16 protein-coding genes are annotated in these 19,747 nt (G+C 66.1%); 13 read left to right on the forward strand and 3 right to left on the reverse strand.

All coding sequences use genetic code 11. The features are described from left to right. Window positions 1–229 precede the first annotated feature (229 nt). Both ACN8ZM_RS06015 and pdxY read right to left on the reverse strand, forming a co-directional pair. The gene (locus ACN8ZM_RS06015) at window positions 230–2,374 is read right to left on the reverse strand and encodes a phosphocholine-specific phospholipase C (protein WP_420210755.1); all 2,145 of its coding nucleotides are present in this window, start codon (window positions 2,372–2,374) and stop codon (window positions 230–232) included. Between the two features lie 291 nt (window positions 2,375–2,665). Next, entirely contained in the window at window positions 2,666–3,526 is an 861-nt protein-coding gene (pdxY, locus tag ACN8ZM_RS06020; RefSeq protein ID WP_042977705.1) for a pyridoxal kinase PdxY, read from the reverse strand. A gap of 173 nt (window positions 3,527–3,699) precedes the next feature. Between pdxY and ACN8ZM_RS06025 the strand changes: the two genes are divergently transcribed. Continuing rightward, entirely contained in the window at window positions 3,700–4,761 is a 1,062-nt protein-coding gene (locus ACN8ZM_RS06025) for an alpha/beta fold hydrolase (protein ID WP_043182048.1), read from the forward strand. 21 nt (window positions 4,762–4,782) lie between these two features. Here the strand turns inward: ACN8ZM_RS06025 and ACN8ZM_RS06030 are convergent, their stop codons facing one another. Beyond that, window positions 4,783–5,781: an LLM class flavin-dependent oxidoreductase gene (locus tag ACN8ZM_RS06030; protein ID WP_420210756.1), complete on the reverse strand. Its 999-nt coding sequence runs from the start codon at window positions 5,779–5,781 to the stop codon at window positions 4,783–4,785. A gap of 639 nt (window positions 5,782–6,420) precedes the next feature. Here ACN8ZM_RS06030 and hpnI point away from each other — a divergent pair. The 12 genes from hpnI to astA all read left to right on the forward strand — a co-directional run bounded on the left by hpnI (window position 6,421) and on the right by astA (window position 19,740). After that, window positions 6,421–7,596, forward strand: a complete 1,176-nt coding sequence (hpnI, locus tag ACN8ZM_RS06035) for a bacteriohopanetetrol glucosamine biosynthesis glycosyltransferase HpnI (RefSeq protein WP_043182050.1) — start codon at window positions 6,421–6,423, stop codon at window positions 7,594–7,596. Between the two features lie 158 nt (window positions 7,597–7,754). Next, complete coding sequence (gene hpnJ / locus ACN8ZM_RS06040; protein WP_043182051.1) at window positions 7,755–9,176, forward strand: hopanoid biosynthesis associated radical SAM protein HpnJ; 1,422 nt, start codon at window positions 7,755–7,757, stop codon at window positions 9,174–9,176. A 3-nt stretch (window positions 9,177–9,179) separates the two neighbouring features. Continuing rightward, window positions 9,180–10,064 (forward strand): hopanoid biosynthesis-associated protein HpnK, encoded by an 885-nt coding sequence (gene hpnK, locus ACN8ZM_RS06045; protein ID WP_420210757.1) that lies wholly within the window; start codon window positions 9,180–9,182, stop codon window positions 10,062–10,064. Further along, entirely contained in the window at window positions 10,061–11,104 is a 1,044-nt protein-coding gene (locus ACN8ZM_RS06050; protein ID WP_043182055.1) for an HpnL family protein, read from the forward strand. Before hpnK ends, ACN8ZM_RS06050 begins: the two co-directional genes overlap by 4 nt. 87 nt (window positions 11,105–11,191) lie before the next feature. After that, a complete protein-coding gene (locus ACN8ZM_RS06055; RefSeq protein ID WP_043182057.1) occupies window positions 11,192–11,749 on the forward strand; it encodes a lipoprotein in 558 nt (185 codons plus the stop codon). Between the two features lie 270 nt (window positions 11,750–12,019). Next, on the forward strand, window positions 12,020–12,709 hold the full coding sequence (locus ACN8ZM_RS06060) for an ABC transporter permease (protein WP_043182060.1): 690 nt from the start codon (window positions 12,020–12,022) through the stop codon (window positions 12,707–12,709). Continuing rightward, window positions 12,706–13,419, forward strand: a complete 714-nt coding sequence (locus ACN8ZM_RS06065) for an ABC transporter permease (protein ID WP_420210758.1) — start codon at window positions 12,706–12,708, stop codon at window positions 13,417–13,419. The genes ACN8ZM_RS06060 and ACN8ZM_RS06065 overlap by 4 nt, the downstream gene beginning before the upstream one ends. Before the next feature lie 20 nt (window positions 13,420–13,439). Continuing rightward, window positions 13,440–14,240: an ABC transporter ATP-binding protein gene (locus ACN8ZM_RS06070; protein WP_043182063.1), complete on the forward strand. Its 801-nt coding sequence runs from the start codon at window positions 13,440–13,442 to the stop codon at window positions 14,238–14,240. Window positions 14,241–14,262: 22 nt separating this feature from the next. Beyond that, a complete protein-coding gene (locus tag ACN8ZM_RS06075; RefSeq protein WP_043182066.1) occupies window positions 14,263–15,306 on the forward strand; it encodes a GlxA family transcriptional regulator in 1,044 nt (347 codons plus the stop codon). A gap of 1,090 nt (window positions 15,307–16,396) precedes the next feature. Further along, window positions 16,397–17,629, forward strand: a complete 1,233-nt coding sequence (locus ACN8ZM_RS06080; RefSeq protein ID WP_043182068.1) for an aspartate aminotransferase family protein — start codon at window positions 16,397–16,399, stop codon at window positions 17,627–17,629. A 30-nt stretch (window positions 17,630–17,659) separates the two neighbouring features. Next, window positions 17,660–18,712 carry an arginine/ornithine succinyltransferase subunit alpha gene (gene aruF / locus ACN8ZM_RS06085; protein WP_043182071.1) on the forward strand — a complete coding sequence of 351 codons (1,053 nt, stop codon included), beginning with the start codon at window positions 17,660–17,662 and terminating at the stop codon, window positions 18,710–18,712. Then, complete coding sequence (gene astA / locus ACN8ZM_RS06090; RefSeq protein WP_043182073.1) at window positions 18,709–19,740, forward strand: arginine N-succinyltransferase; 1,032 nt, start codon at window positions 18,709–18,711, stop codon at window positions 19,738–19,740. The genes aruF and astA overlap by 4 nt, the downstream gene beginning before the upstream one ends. Window positions 19,741–19,747: the final 7 nt, after the last annotated feature.

Below are 19,747 nucleotides of genomic sequence, written 5' to 3' on the forward strand. Positions count from 1 at the left end.
GCGAAGAGCCTCGATCGCCTCGATATATAGGTCGCCGATATGCGCGGGTCTTGGCAATTTGCCGCGCATTCGGTGCGGATTTGCGCATAGCTTCCGCGCGTGCCGGGGCAGCCGGTATCGGGAGTTTCCCGTCGCGAACGGAGCGGGCGGAGAGGAGGGGGAGCGGAGGAACGGCGAGAGGCACGGAGGCGGCGCGGCCCGCCGGGGCCGCGCCGCGCACGGGACGCCGTCAGTCGGACAGTGCGTCCGATGCGGCTTCGGCATCGTCGTGCGATGCGTGCGTGCGGATCAGCGGATCGCTGGCGCTCGGGCGGCCCGTCTCGACGTGGCCCGCGAAGCGGCGCAGGAAGCCGAGCAGCCGGCCGTCGCTGACGGTCAGGTCGTACCAGCCGTGGCTGCCGCGCAGATCCCAGTAGTCGTCGATCTGCTGGCCCGGCGCGAGGTCGAACGTGCGCGCGTGGCCGTGGCCATACGCGTTCGTGACCTTGAGCCGCACGGCCTTGTGGCCGCGGTTCATCAGGCGCAGCGTGATGTTGCCGTTCGCGACGTCGTAGCCGTAGATCACCTCGGGGTTCACGCTCGCGTTGCCGATGCCGGTCGCGAACGGGCCGCGGAAGTGGCAGTAGAAGCCGTTCGGGCCGTACACGTCGAGGTCGTACAGGCCGAGCGACGCGGCGGCGCTCCAGGTGTCGGCGACGCGCTTGCCGGCTTCGACCGTGTACGCCCACGGGCCGTCGAGTCGGTTGCGCGACTGGACCTGGAACGCGGCGCCCGCCTGGCCGGTGTTCGCGAAGGTCAGCCGGAACGGGCCGTTGGGCGCGTCGATGCGGCCATGCACGAACAGCTCGTACGGCAGCGCGCGCGCCGGCCGCAGCCCGGCCTCCTGCTTCGGCAGCTTCTGCAGTACCGGCGGCACGGGGATGTAGTCGGGATGGCGCAGGCGATCGGGCGGCGCGTAGCCGCTCGTGTCCGGCAGCGTCGGCCAGCCGGCGTCGGTCGTCGCGAAATCGAACGCGGCGGTCAGGTCGCCGCACACCGTGCGGCGCCACGGCGACACGTTGCCGGCCTTGACCGGATATTGTGCGCCGAAACGTGCCTCGATGAATTGCAGCAGCGACGTGTGATCGAAGGTCTGCGAGCAGACCCAGCCGCCCTTCGTCCACGGCGACACGACCAGCATCGGCACGCGCGGCCCGAGTCCGTACGGGCCGGCCATGTGCGATGCGTCGCCGGGGAACACCTCGTTGGTCGTCGCGACGGTCGACAGCCCGTTGTCGCGCGACTGCGGCGCGAACGGCGGCGGCACGTGATCGAAGAAGCCGTCGTTCTCGTCGTAGGTGATGAACAGCGCGGTCTTGCTCCACACGTCCGGATTCGACACGAGTGCCTTCAGCACCTGTTCGATGTACCACGCGCCGTAGTTCGCGGGCCAGTTCGGGTGCTCGGAATACGCTTCCGGCGCGCAGATCCACGACACCTGCGGCAGCGTGCCGTTCTTCACGTCCTGCTGCAGCACGTCGAACAGCGTGCCGCCGGCGCTGATGTTGGTGCCGGTGCGCGCCTTGTCGTACAGCGGCGTGCCGGGCAGCGCGCTGCGGTACTGGTTGAAGTAGAGCAGCGAGTTGTCGCCGTAGTTGCCGATGTACGGGTTCTGCGTCCAGCCCCACGAGCCGTTCGCGTCGAGCCCGGTGCCGACGTCCTGGTAGATCTTCCACGACACGCCGGCTTGCTCGAGCACTTCCGGATAGGTCGTCCAGGCGTAGCCTTTTTCCTCGTTGCCGAGCACCGGGCCGCCGCCCGTGCCGTCGTTGCCGACGTAGCCCGTCCACATGTAGTAGCGGTTCGGATCGGTCGAGCTCGGGATCGCGCAGTGGTACGCGTCGCAGATCGTGAACGCATCGGCGAGCTGGTAGTGGAACGGGATGTCGTCGCGCTTCAGGTACGCCATCGTCGTGGTGCCCTTGTTCGGCACCCACTGGTCGTAGCGGCCCTTGTTCCAGGCGGCGTGCATGTCCTGCCAGCCGTGCGGCAGGTCCTGCAGGAACTGCAGGCCGAGCTTGTCCGCGCCCGGATGGAACGGCAGCAGTTCGGCCGGGCCGACCGGCTGGTGGAACACCGACTTGCCGTTCGCGAGGCGCAGCGGGCGCGGATCACCGAAGCCGCGGACACCGCGCATCGTGCCGAAGTAGTGGTCGAACGAGCGGTTCTCCTGCATCAGGATCACGATGTGTTCGATATCGCGGAGGGTGCCGGTGCGGCGGTTCGCGGGAATCGCAAGCGCATCGCGAATCACGGGCGGAAACAGGTTCAGCGCGGCGGCGCCGGCGGTGCCGGCAGCGACGCGCAGGAAGTCACGACGGTTCGATCGAGTCATGGTCGTTATCGTGCGGTAAAGGAGGGAGCCGATTGGCGGGACCTGCAGGAAGGGCGCGCCCGGGTCGCAGGATGCGGCTGCGCCGGGTTGTGCCGCCGCGAGCATAGCGAGGAATCGGTGTCATTCATGTGAAGTCCGAAAACGTTTGCATCCGCACGGAAACGATATCGAAGCGATGTCGAAGCAGCGTCGACGCGTCTGTCGACAGCGATGGTGGCGAGGCAGGGGCAGGGCGGGAAAGCGGTGCGACGCGGGACGCGCGCCGGTGAAGCGGAGGGCGATGCCGGCGCGTCAGGCGTCCGTCACCCACGCGCCGAACCATTCGCTCGGGCGCGCGATTTCGTCCTGCGCGGCGACGAGTTCGAGCTCGTAGCGGCGCGCATCGTAGGTGGCCTTTACGACCGCGTGCACGGCGGCGAGCGTGTGCTCGAATGCGGCGCGCACGGAGTCGCCGCGCAGCCGGCAGGCGACGAAGATCGCGCTGGTCAGGTCGCCGACACCCACCGGATGGCGCGGAAACGCGTACAGCGGGCGCTGGCCGATCCACGCTTCGGTTTCGGTGACGGCGAGCATGTTGAAACGGTCGGCCGGGCTGTTGCGGTCGTGCAGATGCTTGACGAGGATGATCTGCGGGCCGCGGCGGATCAGCGCGCGGCAGGCTTCGACGGCTTCGGCGACGGTTTCGATGCGCCGCCCGGCGAGCTTCTGCAGTTCGGTGTGGTTCGGCGACATGCCGTCCGCGAGCGCCGGCATCTCCTGGACCATGAATTCCTCGACGCCGGGCTCGGGCCGGATGCCGCCCGTCTGGCCCATCGCCGGATCGCAGAAGTACCACGCGTTCGGGTTCATCGCCTTCACCGAGCGGACGATCTCGACGGCCGCCCGCGCCTGCGGCGGCGAGCCGAGGAAGCCGGACAGCACGGCGTCGCAGCGCTTGAGCGCGCCGATCGCGGCGATGCCGTCGACGAGCTGCTCCATCTTCGCGGCATCGATTGCGCTGCCGGCCCAGTGGCCGTACTGCATGTGATTCGACAACTGGACGGTATTGAGCGGCCAGACGTTGACGCCGAGGCGCTGCATCGGGAACACGGCCGCACTGTTGCCGGCATGGCCATAGATGACGTGCGACTGAATGCTGAGGACGTTTTTCATGGGAATCGCCTGCACGCGTTTCAGGGTCACGTCACACGATACCCGAGTTCGTCGCGCGCGCGGAAGTCGCACAGCCCCGGAGTGTTGCGCGCCGTCGTCAGCACGACCGCGTAGAATCGCGGGGCGCGAGGCGGCCCGGCTGTCCGCGTGCGTCTCCAATCACCGTGATCGCCATGCTTTCGATTCGCAAGATGTTGTTTGCCGCGCGCGCCGCCGCGCTCGGTGCTGGCGTCGCCGCCGCGTGTGCCATGCCTGCGGCGGCGGTGGCCGTATCGCCCGCCGGCAACGACGGGCCCGTGTACGGCCCGCGCCTGGAAGGGTTCACTTATCCGGCGCCCGTGCATCTGTACACGTTCGTGTCGCAGCGCGACACCCTCGAGATGGCCTACCTCGACGTGCAGCCGGCGCACCCGAACGGCCGCACCGTCGTACTGCTGCACGGGAAGAACTTCTGCGCGGCGACCTGGGAGGACACGATCGGCGTGCTGAGCCACGCGGGCTATCGCGTGATCGCGCCGGACCAGATCGGCTTCTGCAAGTCGTCGAAGCCCGATCGCTACCAGTACAGCTTCCAGCAGCTGGCGCACAACACGCACGCGCTGCTCGAATCGTTGGGCGTGAAGTCGGCGACGATCGTCGGCCACTCGACGGGCGGGATGCTCGCGATGCGCTACGCGCTGATGTATCCGAAGGCGACCGACCAGCTCGTGCTCGTGAACCCGATCGGCCTCGAGGACTGGAAGGCGCTCGGCGTGCCGCCGCTGTCGGTCGACTACTGGTATGCGCGCGAGCAGAAGACCACGGCCGACGGTATCCGCCGCTACGAGCAGGGCACGTACTACGCGGGCAAGTGGTCGCCATCGTACGAGCGCTGGGTGCAGATGCTGGCCGGGATGTACCGTGGCGCCGGTCGCGACGCGGTCGCATGGAACTCCGCGCTGATCTACGACATGATCTTCACGCAGCCGGTGGTCTACGAACTCGGCGCGATCCGCGTGCCGACGCTGCTGATGATCGGCGACAAGGACACGACCGCAATCGGCAAGGACGTCGCGCCGCCCGACGTGCATGCGAAGCTCGGCCACTATCCGGAACTCGCGAAACGCACGCAGGCCGCGATCCCCGGCGCGCAGCTCGTCGAATTCCCGGCGCTCGGGCACGCGCCGCAGATCCAGGACCCGGACGCGTTCCACAAGGCGCTGCTCGACGGGCTGGAGGCCGTGCACCCGCAGTGATGCGGGGCCGGCCGCGAGCCGTCAGCGCGTGTCGCTCGCGAGTTCGTCGCGGATCTGCGCGGTCAGTTCGAACGAGCGCAGCCGTGCGGCGTGATCGTAGATCTGGGCGGTGACGATCAGCTCGTCGGCGCCTGTCTGCGCGATGCGGTCGCGCAGCTTGTCGCGCACCGTGTCGCGCGAGCCCACCGCCGCGAACGACAGCGAATGCGCGACGGTCGCGAGTTCGAGCTCATTCGCCTCGAGCGCGTCGACCGGCGGCGGCAGCTTGCCCGGCGTGCCGCGCCGCAGGTTGATGAACTGCTGCTGCAGCGACGTGAACAGGCGCCGCGCCTCGTCGTCGGTATCGGCGACAAACACGTTGACGCCGACCATCGCATGCGGCTTCGGCCACGCGGCCGACGGCCGGTACTGCGCGCGATAGATCTCGAGAGCACGCATCAGGTAATCCGGCGCGAAGTGCGACGCGAACGCGAACGGCAGCCCGAGCATCGCGGCGAGCTGGGCGCTGAACAGGCTCGAGCCGAGCAGCCACACGGGCACGTCGAGCCCTGCACCGGGCACCGCGCGCACGCGCTGGCCGGGCACCGGCTCCGCGAAGTAGCGCTGCAGCTCGGCGACATCATCCGGAAACGAGTCGGCGCTGCCGATCAGGTCGCGGCGCAGTGCGCGCGACGTGGTCTGGTCGGTGCCGGGCGCGCGGCCGAGGCCGAGATCGATGCGCCCCGGATACAGCGACGCGAGCGTACCGAACTGCTCGGCGATCACGAGCGGCGCGTGGTTCGGCAGCATGATGCCGCCCGACCCGACCCGGATCGTCTGCGTGGCGCCCGCGACATGGCCGATGACTACGGCGGTCGCCGCGCTCGCGATGCCGGGCATGTTGTGATGCTCGGCGAGCCAGTAGCGCTGGTAACCCCAGCGTTCCGCATGCTGCGCGAGATCGACGGTGTTGCGGAAAGCCTGGGAGGCGTCGGCGCCGGCCGGAATGGGGGCGAGATCGAGTACGGAAAACGGAGTCATCGGTTGGCCTTCGAACGGGGGAGCAGGGTGATGCGCTTACGCAACAAATGCCAAGGATTTTGCCAAAGGGTTCCGGAACGTGCTGGGGGCGGCCCGATACCCATGCGCCTTTCAGGGATGCAGGGTCGAATTCGGCCATCGTTGCAAAAATCAATCTAATTGCTGATTAATTACCAATCTTTACGGCGATTGGATGTGAATCCGCATCGACGTACAAATTTGCACGAAATGTTTGATTTTCAAGACTGCAATACGCTTGCAAACCGCTTACGCTAACGTGAACGCGGGTGCGCCGAAATGGTTCGTCGTCTGCACAGCTTTGCCAGAATTGCACCAGTGCGTTTCTCGTAGTGCCAAGCGCGGGGTGCCGCAGGCTGCTAAAATCCGGCGCCTGCCCATGTTGTGCCGAAGGTAGCCATACGAGTCTTCCCGCATCCCGTCCGGGCGTCGTGCGGAGATGCACCACGCGAAGCCGGGCATGGCCAGACCTGAAGGATGGGTCGAGCCTCCCTCATATACAGACGCTGCTGGAACAAGGAGTCGGGTCGTGCCCGCGTTCGTCGTTGTCGGAATACCGAATCACGTTCAATCACGCTCACGCGTTCTCCATGGCGTTCAGGTCGCCGGGAGGCGTCGCGCATGACGGCAACCGTAACGATGCTCGACTGGCTCCTGATCGTGTTTACGCTGGCCGCGGCCGGGTATGCGCTCGTCGCCGCGTTCGCGCCGCGGCCGCGCACGCCGCACACGGCCGTGCGCGACGGCTTCGAGCCGATCAGCGTGCTCAAGCCGCTGTGCGGCGCGGAGCCGCACCTGTACGAAAACCTCGCGACGTTCTGCGAGCAGCGCCATCCGCGTTATGAAGTGCTGTTCGGCGTCGCGTCGGCGGTCGATCCGGCCATCGCCGTGGTCGAACGGCTGCGTGCCGATTATCCCGAGTGCGACATCACGCTCGTGGTCGACGCGCGCGTGCACGGCAAGAACCTGAAGGTCAGCAACCTGATCAACCTCGCCGAACGTGCGAAGTACGGCCGCATCGTGATCGCGGACAGCGACATCGCGGTGAAGCCCGACTATCTGGAGCGCGTGACGGCGCCGCTCGCCGATGTGTCGGTCGGTGTCGTCACGTGCCTGTATCATGCGCGCAGCGTCGGCGGGTTCTGGACGCGGATCGGCGCGCAGTTCGTCGATGCATGGTTCGCGCCGTCGGTCCGGATCACGCATCTCGGCCGCTCGAGCCGCTTCGGCTTCGGCGCGACGCTCGCGCTGACGCGCGACACGCTCGACCGGATCGGCGGCTTTCCCGCGCTGAAGGACGAGCTGGCCGACGATTTCTGGCTGGCCGAGCTGCCGCGCCGCCTCGGGCGGCGCACCGTGCTGTCGGAAGTCGAGGTCGCGACCGACGTGATCGAGCCGTCGTTCGGGCCGCTGTGGCACCGCGAGACACGCTGGCTGCGCACGATCCGGTCGCTGAACCCGGCCGGTTTCGCGTTCCTGTTCATTACGTTCACCGTGCCGTGGCTCGCGATCGGCGCGGCGCTCGCGCTGCGCCTTGACGGAACCTTCGCCGGTTCGCTGGCAGGCGCGGCGGTCGTGGTGGGCGCGTTCGGGCGGCTCGTGCTGCACGCACGCGGCGAGGATGGCTGGCGCGCATTCTGGCGCGACCTGCCGCTCGTCGCGGTGCGCGACACGCTGCTCGCGCTCGAGTGGCTCGCAGCCGTGTTCGGCACGCACGTCGTGTGGCGCGGCGCGAGGATGACGGTCGTCGGCGGCGAACGCGCGACGGCGGCCGTGGAAGGTGTGGACGGCCGCTAGGGCCGTTCCGATCGAATCCGGCCCAAGGGCCGAGACGCGTTGCGCGGCGGGGCCGCGCGGCGCGACATGACAAAGAGGCGGGCGCCGGTAGGGCGGCCCGCGGTTTTTTTGACTGAATCGTTGTGACGAATCGAACTATGCAGGCTACCGGAGCACTCATGAAAACGCTGTTCTTGCAGGCCCCTTCGTATGACGGCTTCGACGGCGGAGCCGGCTCGCGCTATCAGGCGAAGCGCGAAATCCGTTCCTTCTGGTATCCGACGTGGCTCGCGCAGCCGGCCGCGCTCGTGCCGGGCAGCCGCGTCGTCGACGCGCCGGCCGACGGCCTGTCGGTCGAGGAAACGCTGAAGATCGCCAACGACTACGACCTCGTGATCATCCACACGAGCACGCCGTCGTTCCCGACCGACGCGATGTTCGCGCAGGATCTGAAGAAGATGAAGCCGTCGCTGCTGGTCGGCATGGTCGGCGCGAAGGTGATGGTCGATCCGCACAACTCGCTCACGGCGAGCGAGGCAATCGACTTCGTGTGCCGCGAGGAATTCGACTACACCTGCAAGGAAATCGCCGAAGGCAAGCCGTTCCCGCAGATCAAGGGTTTGAGCTGGCGCGCGAAGGACGGCTCGATCGAGCACAACGAAGCGCGTCCGATCCTCGAGAACATGGACGAGCTGCCGTTCGTCGCGCCCGTCTACAAGCGCGACCTGAAGATCGACAACTACTTCATCGGCTACCTGAACTATCCGTACGTATCGATCTACACGGGCCGCGGCTGCAAGTCGCGCTGCACGTTCTGCCTGTGGCCGCAGACGGTCAGCGGCCATCGCTATCGCACGCGCTCGGTCGAGAACGTGCTCGCGGAAGCGAAGTGGATCCGCGACAACATGCCGGAAGTGAAGGAACTGATGTTCGACGACGACACCTTCACCGACGACCTGCCGCGCGCGGAAGCCATCGCCATCGGCCTGGGCAAGCTCGGCATGACGTGGTCGTGCAACGCGAAGGCGAACGTGCCGTACAAGTCGCTGAAGGTCATGAAGGAAAACGGCCTGCGCCTGCTGCTGGTCGGCTTCGAATCCGGCGACGACCAGATCCTCGTGAACATCAAGAAGGGCGTGCGCACCGATTTCGCGCGCCGCTTCAGCGCGGACTGCAAGAAGCTCGGCATCAAGATCCACGGTACCTTCATCCTCGGCCTGCCGGGCGAGACGCAGGAAACCATCAAGAAGACGATCGAGTACGCGAAGGAAATCAATCCGCACACGATCCAGGTGTCGCTCGCCGCGCCGTATCCGGGCACGACGCTCTACAAGCAGGCCGTCGAGAACGGCTGGATGGAAGAGAACAAGACCATCAACCTGGTCAGCAAGGAAGGCGTGCAGCTCGCTGCGATCGGCTATGCGCACCTGTCGCGCGACGAGATCTATCACCATCTCGAGCAGTTCTATCGCCAGTTCTACTTCCGTCCGTCGAAGATCTGGGAAATCGTCCGCGAGATGCTGACGAGCTGGGACATGATGAAGCGCCGTCTGCGCGAAGGTGTCGAGTTCTTCCGCTTCCTGCGCGCACACGAGGCCTGATTCGTGACGACGCAGCGGGCGGCGCGGGCGCTGATCTTCACCGCGGACGACTTCGGGCTGCACCCGCGCGTCAACGCGGCGGTCGAGCGCGCGCACCGCGACGGCGTGCTGAACGCCGCCAGCCTGATGGTCGGTGCGCCCGCGGCGCAGGATGCGATCGAACGCGCGCGGCGGCTGCCGTCGCTCGCGGTCGGCCTGCATCTGGTGCTCGCGGACGGGCCGGCCACGCTGCCCGCGCATGAGATTCCCGCGCTCGTCGGCCCCGACGGGCGGTTCGGCGACGCGATGGCGAAGGACGGCTGTCGCTTCTTCTTCCTGCCGCACGTGCGTGCCCAACTGCGCCGCGAGATTCGCGCGCAGTTCGACGCGTTCGCGGCGAGCGGCCTGCCGCTCGACCACGTGAACGCGCACAAGCATTTCCACCTGCATCCGACCGTGCTGTCGATGATCATCGAGATCGGCCGCGACTACGGGCTGCGCGCGGTGCGGCTGCCTTACGAGACGAGCGCGCCCGCGCTGCTCAAGCCGTGGATTGCGCTCGTGCGCGCACGGCTCGACCGCGCGGGGCTCGCACACAACGACTACGTGGTCGGGATCGAGCATACGGGCGCGATGGACGAGGCCGTGCTGCTCGACGCGCTGGCCAAGCTGCCGCCGGGCGTTGGCGAGATCTATTGCCATCCGGCCGAGGCCGGCGACGGCCCGATCACGCCGACGATGTCCGGCTACCGTCCGGTGGACGAACTCGATGGGCTGCTGTCGCCGCGCGTCGCGGCCGCGCTGAAGGCGGCGGGCGTCGCGACCGGCGGCTTTGCCGACGTTTTCGGCCAGCCCGCGGCACGGCGCGGTGCGCCGGCGTCGCGCGCACCGGGGGCGCAGCCGTCATGACCAAGTGGATCAAATGGCTCGGCTGGCCGCTCGGTATCGGCATCCTGCTGGCGCTGGGGCTGCATGAAGGCATCGGCGACGTGTCGCAGATGCTCGCGCGTGCCGGTTACGCGCTGCTGTGGCTCGTGCCGTTCCATGCGCTGCCGCTGCTGCTCGACGCCTACGCGTGGCACCTGCTGCTCGACAAGCGCTCGTCGCTGCCGTTCCTGTGGTGGATCGCGACCGTGCGCGAGGCGGTGAACCGGCTGCTGCCCGTGGTCGGGATCGGCGGCGAGCTGGTCGGGATCCGGCTCGCGCGCTGGCAGGTGCCGGACGCGAGCCGCGTGACGGCGTCGGTGATCGTCGAGGTGCTCGTGACGATCGTCGTCCAGTATGCGTTTGCCGCGCTCGGCCTCGTGCTGCTGCTCGCCACGACGGACAACATGGGCGGCGGCACGATCGGGCTCGCGCTGCTGCTCACGCTGCCGCTGCCGGTACTCGGCGTCGTGCTGATGCGCCGCGGCGGGATTTTCCATGCAATCGAGCGCTTCGCGGGCCGCCTGCTCGGCGATTCGCACCGGCTGCTGCAGGGCGTCGACGGCAAGCGGCTCGATGCCGACATCGATGGGCTGATGTCGCGTACGGGCCTGTTGTTCAGCGCATTCTTCTGGCAGCTGGCCGGCTACATGCTCGGCGCGCTCGAGATCTACTGGGCGCTCGCGCTGCTCGGCCATCCGGTGTCGATCGGCGGCGCGATCGCGATCGAGGCGATGACGCAGGCCGTGCGCCATGCGGCGTTCATGGTGCCGGGCGGCCTCGGCGTGCAGGAGGCGACCGTCGTGCTGCTCGCGCAGATGTTCGGCGTCGATCGCGAGACGGCGCTGTCGCTCGCGCTGGTCAAGCGTGGCCGCGAGGTGCTGTTCGGTTGTCTGGCGCTCGGTTCGTGGCAGCTTGCCGAGCTCGTGCGCACGCGCCGCCGCATCGGTGTGCCGCCGGCCGTGCCGCGTGCGCCGCACGCGACGAGCCGCGTGGCCGAAACTGAAACCGAAACGATGCATTGAACACGAGACGGGCTGCGGGCCCGTCTCGCGCTTTTGGCGTTGCACGGGTATCCTTGCCGCGTGTTTTCTCGACGCGTATTTCTTCCGATGAATTTCCGTTTCCGGCTGCTTCCCGTGACGATGCTGGCCGCCGCGCTGGCGCTGACCGGCTGCGACGACAAGCAAGGCAACCTCGACGTGCAACGTATCAGGGACTTCTTCAACGCGATCAAGCCCGCGCCGCTGCTGCTGAAGGGGCTGAAGGTCGGCGAATCGACCGAAGCCGACGTGCGCGGCACGATGGGCAAGCCCGAGACCGAGCGTGACTTCACCGACGGCTCGAAGCGCCTCGAATACCCGCGCGGCCCGATGGGCAACCAGACGTGGTTCGTCGACCTCGATGCGAACGGCCGCTACACGGGCGCGACGCAGGTGCTGACCGCCGAGAATTTCGCGAAGGTGCGCCCGGGGATGAACGAGGACGAGGTGCGGCGCCTGCTCGGCAAGCCCGGCGACATCGCGCAGTATCCACTCAAGCCCGAGACGGTCTGGAGCTGGCGCTGGCTCGAAGACGGCGTCAACACTGATGCATTCTTCAACGTGCATTTCGGCCCGGACGGGCTTGTCTATACGACTTCGCGCTCCGACATCCTGAAGGGACGGTAAGCGCAGCCGCCTTCGGCGCTATATCGAAAAAGCGACCGGAAAATTGCAAAAAGTCCGCTTCCCTGCCCGTTATCCGGTTGTCAGGGAGCGGCTTTTTTCCTTTTGAAACAGAGGCGTAGGCCTTGGTTGCAAATGGTGGGACGGATTGCTGCGACGCAGCAATCCCGTGCAAGGTGATTTGAGGCAATCAATTTCGCTTGCGACTATCCGCGTCAGCCCGGCGCGGGACAGGCATACGCGTCGGCATCCATTCCAACTCTGGAGACGCGCGTGTTCCTTTACGGCTTTGGTCCTGTCCTCTGGGCCGGCACCGTGCAGACCATCGAGCTGTCGGTGCTGTCGCTCGCCACTGCGGTGGCGCTGGGGCTGATCGGCGCGGTGGCGAAGCTGTCGCACAACCGGGTGCTGCGAGCGATCGCGACCGGTTATACGACGCTGATCCGCTCGGTGCCCGATCTTGTCCTGATGCTGCTGTTGTTCTACAGCATCCAGATCTGGCTGAACCAGTTCACCGACTTCGTCGGCTGGGACCAGATCGACATCGACCCGTTCGTGGCCGGCGTGCTGACGCTCGGCTTCATCTACGGCGCGTACTTCACCGAAACGTTCCGCGGGGCGTTCCTGTCGGTGCCGCGCGGCCAGCTCGAAGCCGGTGCGGCTTACGGGATGAGCGGCGCGCGCGTGTTCGCGCGGATCATGTTTCCGCAGATGATGCGCTTCGCGCTGCCGGGCATCGGCAACAACTGGCAGGTGCTCGTGAAGGCCACCGCGCTGGTGTCGATCATCGGGCTTGCGGACGTCGTGAAGGCCGCGCAGGACGCCGGCAAGAGCACGTTCAACATGTTCTTCTTCATCCTCGTCGCGGCGCTGATCTATCTCGCGATCACGACCGTTTCCAACCTCGTGCTGATCCAGCTCGAGAAGCGTTATTCCATGGGCGTGCGGCACGCAGAACTATGATCGAGATCCTCCAGGAATTCGGCCAGGCGTTCCTTTACTGGGACGGCCAGCGCCTCTCCGGCCTCGCGGTAACGCTGTGGCTGCTCGTCGCGTCGATCTCGCTCGGCTTCGTGTGCGCGGTGCCGCTTGCGGTCGCGCGCGTGTCGAGGAACAAGTGGGTGTCGACGCCGGTGCGGTTCTACACGTACGTGTTCCGCGGCACGCCGCTCTACGTGCAGTTGCTGCTGCTGTACACGGGCATGTACAGCCTCGAGTTCGTGCGTTCGCACTCGCTGCTCGACGCGTTCTTCCGCAGCGGCTTCAACTGCGCGATTCTCGCGTTCGCGCTGAACACCTGCGCGTACACGACCGAGATCTTCGCGGGGGCGATCCGCGCGATTCCGCACGGCGAGGTCGAGGCTGCGCGTGCCTACGGGATGTCGCCGTTCACGATGTACCGCCGCGTGATCCTGCCGTCGGCGCTGCGCCGCGCGCTGCCGCTGTACAGCAACGAGGTGATCCTGATGCTGCACGCGACCACCGTCGCGTTCACGGCGACCGTGCCGGACATCCTGAAGGTTGCACGCGACGCGAATTCCGCGACCTACATGGCGTTCCAGTCGTTCGGAGTCGCCGCGCTGATCTATCTTGCGGTATCGTTCGCACTCGTCGCGGCGTTTCGCCGCGCGGAGCGCCACTGGCTTGCGTATCTCGCGGCCGCCCGTCATTGAATCACTTCGAGGAGAGCCAGTTGGCCGAGATCACTCAAACGAGCGCTGCCGCTTCCACCAAGCTTGCCGCGGTCGACATTCACAAGCGCTACGGCGACAACGAAGTGCTCAAGGGCGTATCGCTGAACGCGAAGGCCGGTGACGTCATCAGCATCATCGGCGCGAGCGGCTCGGGCAAGAGCACGTTCCTGCGCTGCATCAATTTTCTCGAGCGGCCCAATGCGGGGCAGATCGTCGTCGATGGCGAGGCCGTGCGCACGAAGGCCGACCGTGCCGGTGCGCTCGAAGTCGCCGATCACAAGCAGCTGCAGCGCATCCGCACGAAGCTCGCGATGGTGTTCCAGCACTTCAACCTGTGGGCGCACATGAACGTGCTCGAGAACGTGATGGAAGCCCCCGTGCACGTGCTCGGCATTTCGAAGAAGGAAGCCGAGGAGCGGGCGCGCGAGTATCTGGAGAAGGTCGGCTTGCCGCCGCGCGTCGAGAAGCAGTATCCGTCGCACCTGTCGGGCGGCCAGCAGCAGCGCGTGGCGATTGCGCGTGCGCTGGCGATGCATCCGGACGTGATGCTGTTCGACGAGCCGACGTCGGCGCTCGACCCGGAGCTGGTGGGCGAAGTGCTGAAGGTGATGCAGAAGCTGGCCGAGGAAGGCCGCACGATGATCGTCGTCACGCACGAGATGGGTTTTGCGCGCAACGTATCGAACCACGTGATGTTCCTGCATCAGGGGCGGACCGAGGAAGAGGGCGATCCGAAGGAAGTGCTGGTGCGCCCGCAGAGCGAGCGGCTCAAGCAGTTCCTGTCGGGCAGTCTCAAGTAACGCGACAGGGCAGGTTTCAACCGTGGTACCGGTGTCTCGTCCCGCAGGCGCCACCCGCACGACGCAGGTGGCGATCGTTGCATTGCCGCCCGTGTCGATGTCGGGCGTGGGTCCGATCGTCGATGCGCTGAACCTCGCGAACGAGATCGACGGGCGGCTGCTGTATCGGTGGCAGGTGTGTTCGTGGGACGGGCGGCCGGTGCCGCTCGCCGGCGGTGCGCAGTGGCATGCCGATGCGGCGTTCAACGATGCGATCGCGTGCGACTGGGTCATCGTCGTGTCGGAGCGGTTTCAGCAGTTTGCCGACTATCGGTTGTTTCTCGCGAGTCTCGCGAGGGTGGGGCAGCGGACGCCTATCGTCACTGGCATTCACCACGGCGTGTGGTGGCTTGCCATGGCCGGGCAGCTTTCCGGGTATCGCGTGAGCGTGAACTGGGAGACGTATCAGCAGTTCGCCGAACAGTTCGAGCGGTCGATCGTCACGCAGCAGATCTTCGAGATCGATCGGGATCGGGCCACCTGTGCCGGTGGGCAGGCTACGGTTGATTTCATGCTGGCCATGATTGGCCGGGAACATGGGCCGGATCTCGCTGAGAGGATCGCCGATGCGCTTGGGGCCGGGACTTTGCGCAGTGGCGAGGAACGGCAGCGGATTCCTTTTGTTACCGCGCCCGGTGAGCGACACCCTCAGTTGAACGATGCTTTGCTTTTGATGGAAGCCAATGTCGAAGATCCTTTGACGACCGATGAGATCGCCGAGCTGGTTGGCGTTTCACGCCGGCAGTTGGAGCGGCTCTTTCGGCAGTATCTCGGGGCGATGCCCTCCAAGTATTACCTCAATCTTCGGTTGCTCAAGGCCCGGACTCAGTTGCAGCGGACCAGCAAGTCGGTTGTGCAGGTGAGCCTCGCTTGTGGGTTTTCTTCTGCTGCGCATTTTTCTAATGCGTACCGCGAACGGTTTGGCGTGACGCCGCGGGAAGATCGGAGAGCCTGGCTCGAGAAGCAGACCGGCGGTGGCGGGGAGCCGCGTGGAGGCGCGCTGGTTGAGCGCGGTGGGAAGGATTGATTTCGTTTTTGGTGGTTCGCGTTTGTTTTTCGTGAAGCACCTGTGATCGTGTCGGTCTATTAGTGTCGCCCCTGCGCGGGGCGGCGGTTACTTTTCTTTGTCTTGCCAAAGAAAAGTAACCAAAAGAAAGGCGCTCGGAGAACGCATGACTTCCCGGTGCCATGGTCGTCAGAGTGGATCGCGCCTAAGTGTCCGCGCCAGTCACGAACACGGAGTGGTTCGAGCAATGGTTCTGACACCTCCCACTACCCAACAAAGCGGTATACCACCCGCCAGCTCCATCCTCGCTGCGCTCGGCTGCAAGGTACTTCACGTCGCATTGCATGCGCTCGCATACTTCTGCCCGCAATACAGCAGCGAACCAGGCTCTCTCTTTACCCACATCATTCATACCTATCGGACTGCTTGCCATCGGCGAGTGTTTGATAACGTGCGTGAGCACATGTGCACATGTGCACGAGAGTGCGAGAGTGCGAGAGTGCTTGCTGAGTCCCTTTTTCTTTACGGATGAGGGCACGCCTTGATTCGTAGAATTAGGGGTGTTCGCGCGTGATTGCTGGAACTGATTGACCGCAAGTGTGACGGCAGAAGTAAGCGAGCGCATGCAATGCGACGTGAAGTACCTTGCAGCCGAGCGCAGCGAGGATGGAGCTGGCGGGTGGTATACCGCTCTGTTGGGTAGTGGGAGGTGTCAGAACCATTGCTCGAACCACTCCGGGTTCCTGACTGGCGCGGACACTTAGGCGCGATCCACTCTGACGACCATGGCACCGGGAAGTCATGCGTTCTCCGAGCGCCTTTCTTTTGGTTACTTTTCTTTGGCAAGACAAAGAAAAGTAACCGCCGCCCCGCGCAGGGGCGACACTAATAGACCGACACGATCACAGGTGCTTCACGCCAAACGCAAGCGAACCACCAAAAAAAGCCCCAAAATCCCGCCACTCAAACCCATCACCCCCCGCCGGGAAGGCAAAATAAAAGCGATCTATCCGCTTCCGATAGAACCCGTCGCAATTCCGCAAGACGCTTGCGTCACCCTTACCTAAACTTGATCCTGTTGAACCCTCTTACGAAACCGAAAGGAACGACCATGACGACCTCGACCGTGAACCGCCAGACATTCGATGAAGTGATGGTGCCGGTATTTTCCCCCGCGCCGTTCGTGCCGGATCGCGCAGAGGGCTCCCGCGTATGGGACACGGCCGGCCGCGAGTACATCGATTTCGCGTGCGGTATCGCCGTGACGTCGCTCGGCCACGGCCACCCGGAACTGCTGAAGGTCCTGGACGAACAAAGCCGCAAGCTCTGGCACATCGGCAACGGCTACACGAACGAGCCGGTGCTGCGCCTCGCGAAGCGCCTCGAATCGCTGACCTTCGCCGACCGCGCATTCTTCGCGAACTCGGGCGCGGAAGCGAACGAAGCCGCACTGAAGCTCGCCCGCCGCGTCGCGTTCGATCGCCACGGCGCCGATAAAGCAGAAATCATCTCGTTCGTGCAGTCGTTCCACGGCCGCACGTTCTTCACGGTCAGCGTCGGCGGCCAGCCGAAATACTCGGAAGGTTTCGGCCCCGTGCCGGCCGGCATCAAGCACCTGCCGTACAACGATATCGAAGCCGCCAAGGCCGCGATCGGCCCGCAAACCTGCGCGGTGATCGTCGAGCCCGTGCAAGGCGAAGGCGGCGTGATCCCGGCGGATCCGGCCTTCCTGAAGGCTCTGCGCGAAGCGTGCGACGCACACGGAGCACTGCTGATTTTCGACGAAGTGCAAACGGGCGTCGGCCGCACGGGCCAGTTCTACGCGTACATGGACACGGGCGTCACGCCGGACATCCTGACGACCGCGAAGGCGCTCGGCAACGGCTTCCCGATCGGCGCGATGCTGACGACGAACGAACTGGCCGCGCACTTCAAGGTCGGCGTGCATGGCACGACCTACGGCGGCAACCCGCTCGCGTCGGCGATCGCCGACAAGGTCGTCGAACTGATCGGCGACCCGGCACTGCTCGAAGGCGTGCGCGAACGCAGCGTGCGCCTGAAGGGCGCGCTCGAACGCATCAACGCGCGCTTCGGCATCTTCAAGGACGTGCGCGGCAAGGGCCTGCTGGTCGGCGCCGAACTCACCGCCGCATTCGACGGCCGCGCGAAAGACTTCGTCACCGCAGCAGCAGAGAACGGCCTGATCATGCTGATCGCCGGCCCGAACGTGCTGCGCTTCGTCCCGTCGCTGGTGATCCCGTTCGACCTGCTCGACGAAGGCATGAAGCGCTTCGAGAAGGCAGTCGAACAAGTGCTCGCCGCACAGGAAGCCACCGCGCGCTGATCGGCGCGCCCATCGCAGACAGGAACGACGATGCTATTTGTTCGCCCCGGCAAACTCACGGATCTCGATGCGCTCGCGCACATGGCGCGCACCGCGCAGCCGGTCCTGCACTCGCTGCCGCACGACCGCGCGGCGCTCGAAGCGCGCGTGGCGCTCTCCGAGGATTCGTTTCGCGCGGACGTCGACTTCGCCGGCGAGGAGTTCTACCTCTTCGTGCTCGAGGATTCGACGACCGGCAAGCTGCTCGGCACGGCGAGCATCGTGGCCGCGGCCGGCTACTCGGAACCGTTCTACGCGTTCCGCAACGACGCACTGATCCACGCGTCGCGCGAGCTGCACGTGAACCGCAAGATCCACGCGCTCACGATGTCGCACGAGCTGACCGGCAAGAGCCGGCTGGCGGGCTTCTACGTCGATCCGTCGCTGCGCGGCGACGCGGCCGCGCACCTGATCTCGCGTGCGCGGATGATGTACATCGCCGCGAACCGCCGCCGCTTCACGCCGGAAGTGTTCACGCTGCTGCTCGGCGTGAGCGACGGCAACGGCGCATCGCCGTTCTGGGAAGCGGTGGGCCGCAAGTTCTTCGGCCGCGACTTCACCGACGTCGACATCGCGTCGGGCGGCCGCAGCCGCACCTTCATCGCGGAAGTGATGCCGGCCTATCCGCTCTACGTGCCGCTGCTGCCGGAAGCCGCGCAGCGCGTGCTCGGCGAGCCGAACGAATCGGCGCTGCTCGCGTACGACATCCATCTCGAGGAAGGCTTCGAGCCCGACCGCTTCGTCGACATCTTCGACGCGGGCCCGGTGCTGACCGCACAGGTCGACCGCACCGCGTGCGTGAAGCACGGCGCCGAGCGCGTCGTGCGCGAAGCGGCGCACCAGCAGGGCGACGTCGCGTACATGGTGTCGACGGGCAGCGGCGAATCGTTCCGCTGCGTGCTGGCCGACCTGCCGGGCGATGCAGCCGATGCACCGCTCGCGAGCGACGTGCGCGCGGCGCTCGATGTGAAGGATGGCGATGTCGTGCGCTGCGTGCCGCTGCACCGCCGCGACGATGAAGATTTGAAGGGAGACGCAGCATGATCGTCGTTCGGGTCGTACAAACGGGCGACGTCGATTCGCTCGTGTCGCTCGCGAAGGAAACCGGGCCGGGCCTGACCACGTTCAAGCCCGACCGCGACGCGCTCGCCGCGCGCATCGAGCGCACGCGCCGCACGCTCGCGGGCGAGGCGGCAGCCGGCGAGGCTGGCTACTTCTTCGTGATGGAAGAGTCGAAGACGGGCGACATCGCGGGCGTGTGCGGGATCGAGACGCAGGTCGGCCTCGAACAGCCGTTCTACAACTATCGCGTGAGCACGGTCGTGCACGCGAGCCAGGAACTCGGCGTGTGGACGCGGATGTCCGCGCTGAACATATCGCACGACCTGACCGGCTATGCGGAAGTGTGCTCGCTGTTCCTGAGCCCGCGCTATCGCACGGGCGGCGTGGGCGGCCTGCTGTCGCGCTCGCGCTTCATGTTCATCGCGCAGTTCCGCGAGCGCTTTCCGGAACGCATCTGCGCGGAACTGCGCGGCCACTTCGACGACGACGGCACGTCGCCGTTCTGGCGCGCCGTCGGTTCGCACTTCTACCAGATCGATTTCAACGCGGCCGACTATCTCAGCTCGCACGGCCGCAAGTCGTTCCTCGCGGAACTGATGCCGCGCTACCCGGTGTACGTCGACCTGCTGCCGCAGGACGCACAGGATGCAGTCGGCCTCACGCACCGCGACACGCTGCCGGCCCGCAAGATGCTCGAGGCGGAAGGGCTGCGCTACCAGAATCACGTCGACATCTTCGACGCGGGCCCCGTGCTCGAATGCCACGTCAACGACCTGCGCACGGTGCGCGAGAGCGTCGTCGTGCCGGTCGCGATCGGCGTGCCGGATGCACGGGATGACGCGCCGAAGTCGCTCGTGTCGAACACGTCGCTCACCGATTTCCGCGTCGGCGTCGCGCCGGGCGTGGTCGCGAACGGTTCGTTCGTGCTGTCGGCCGCCGATGCCGTCGCGCTCGACGTGAAGGCCGGCGATCCGGTCCGCGTGCTGCCGCTCAAAGTCAAACAGGGATAAACGAATC

Origin of the sequence: Burkholderia aenigmatica (genome assembly GCF_048627025.1) — a bacterium.
GTDB classification, from domain to species: Bacteria; Pseudomonadota; Gammaproteobacteria; order Burkholderiales; family Burkholderiaceae; genus Burkholderia; species Burkholderia aenigmatica.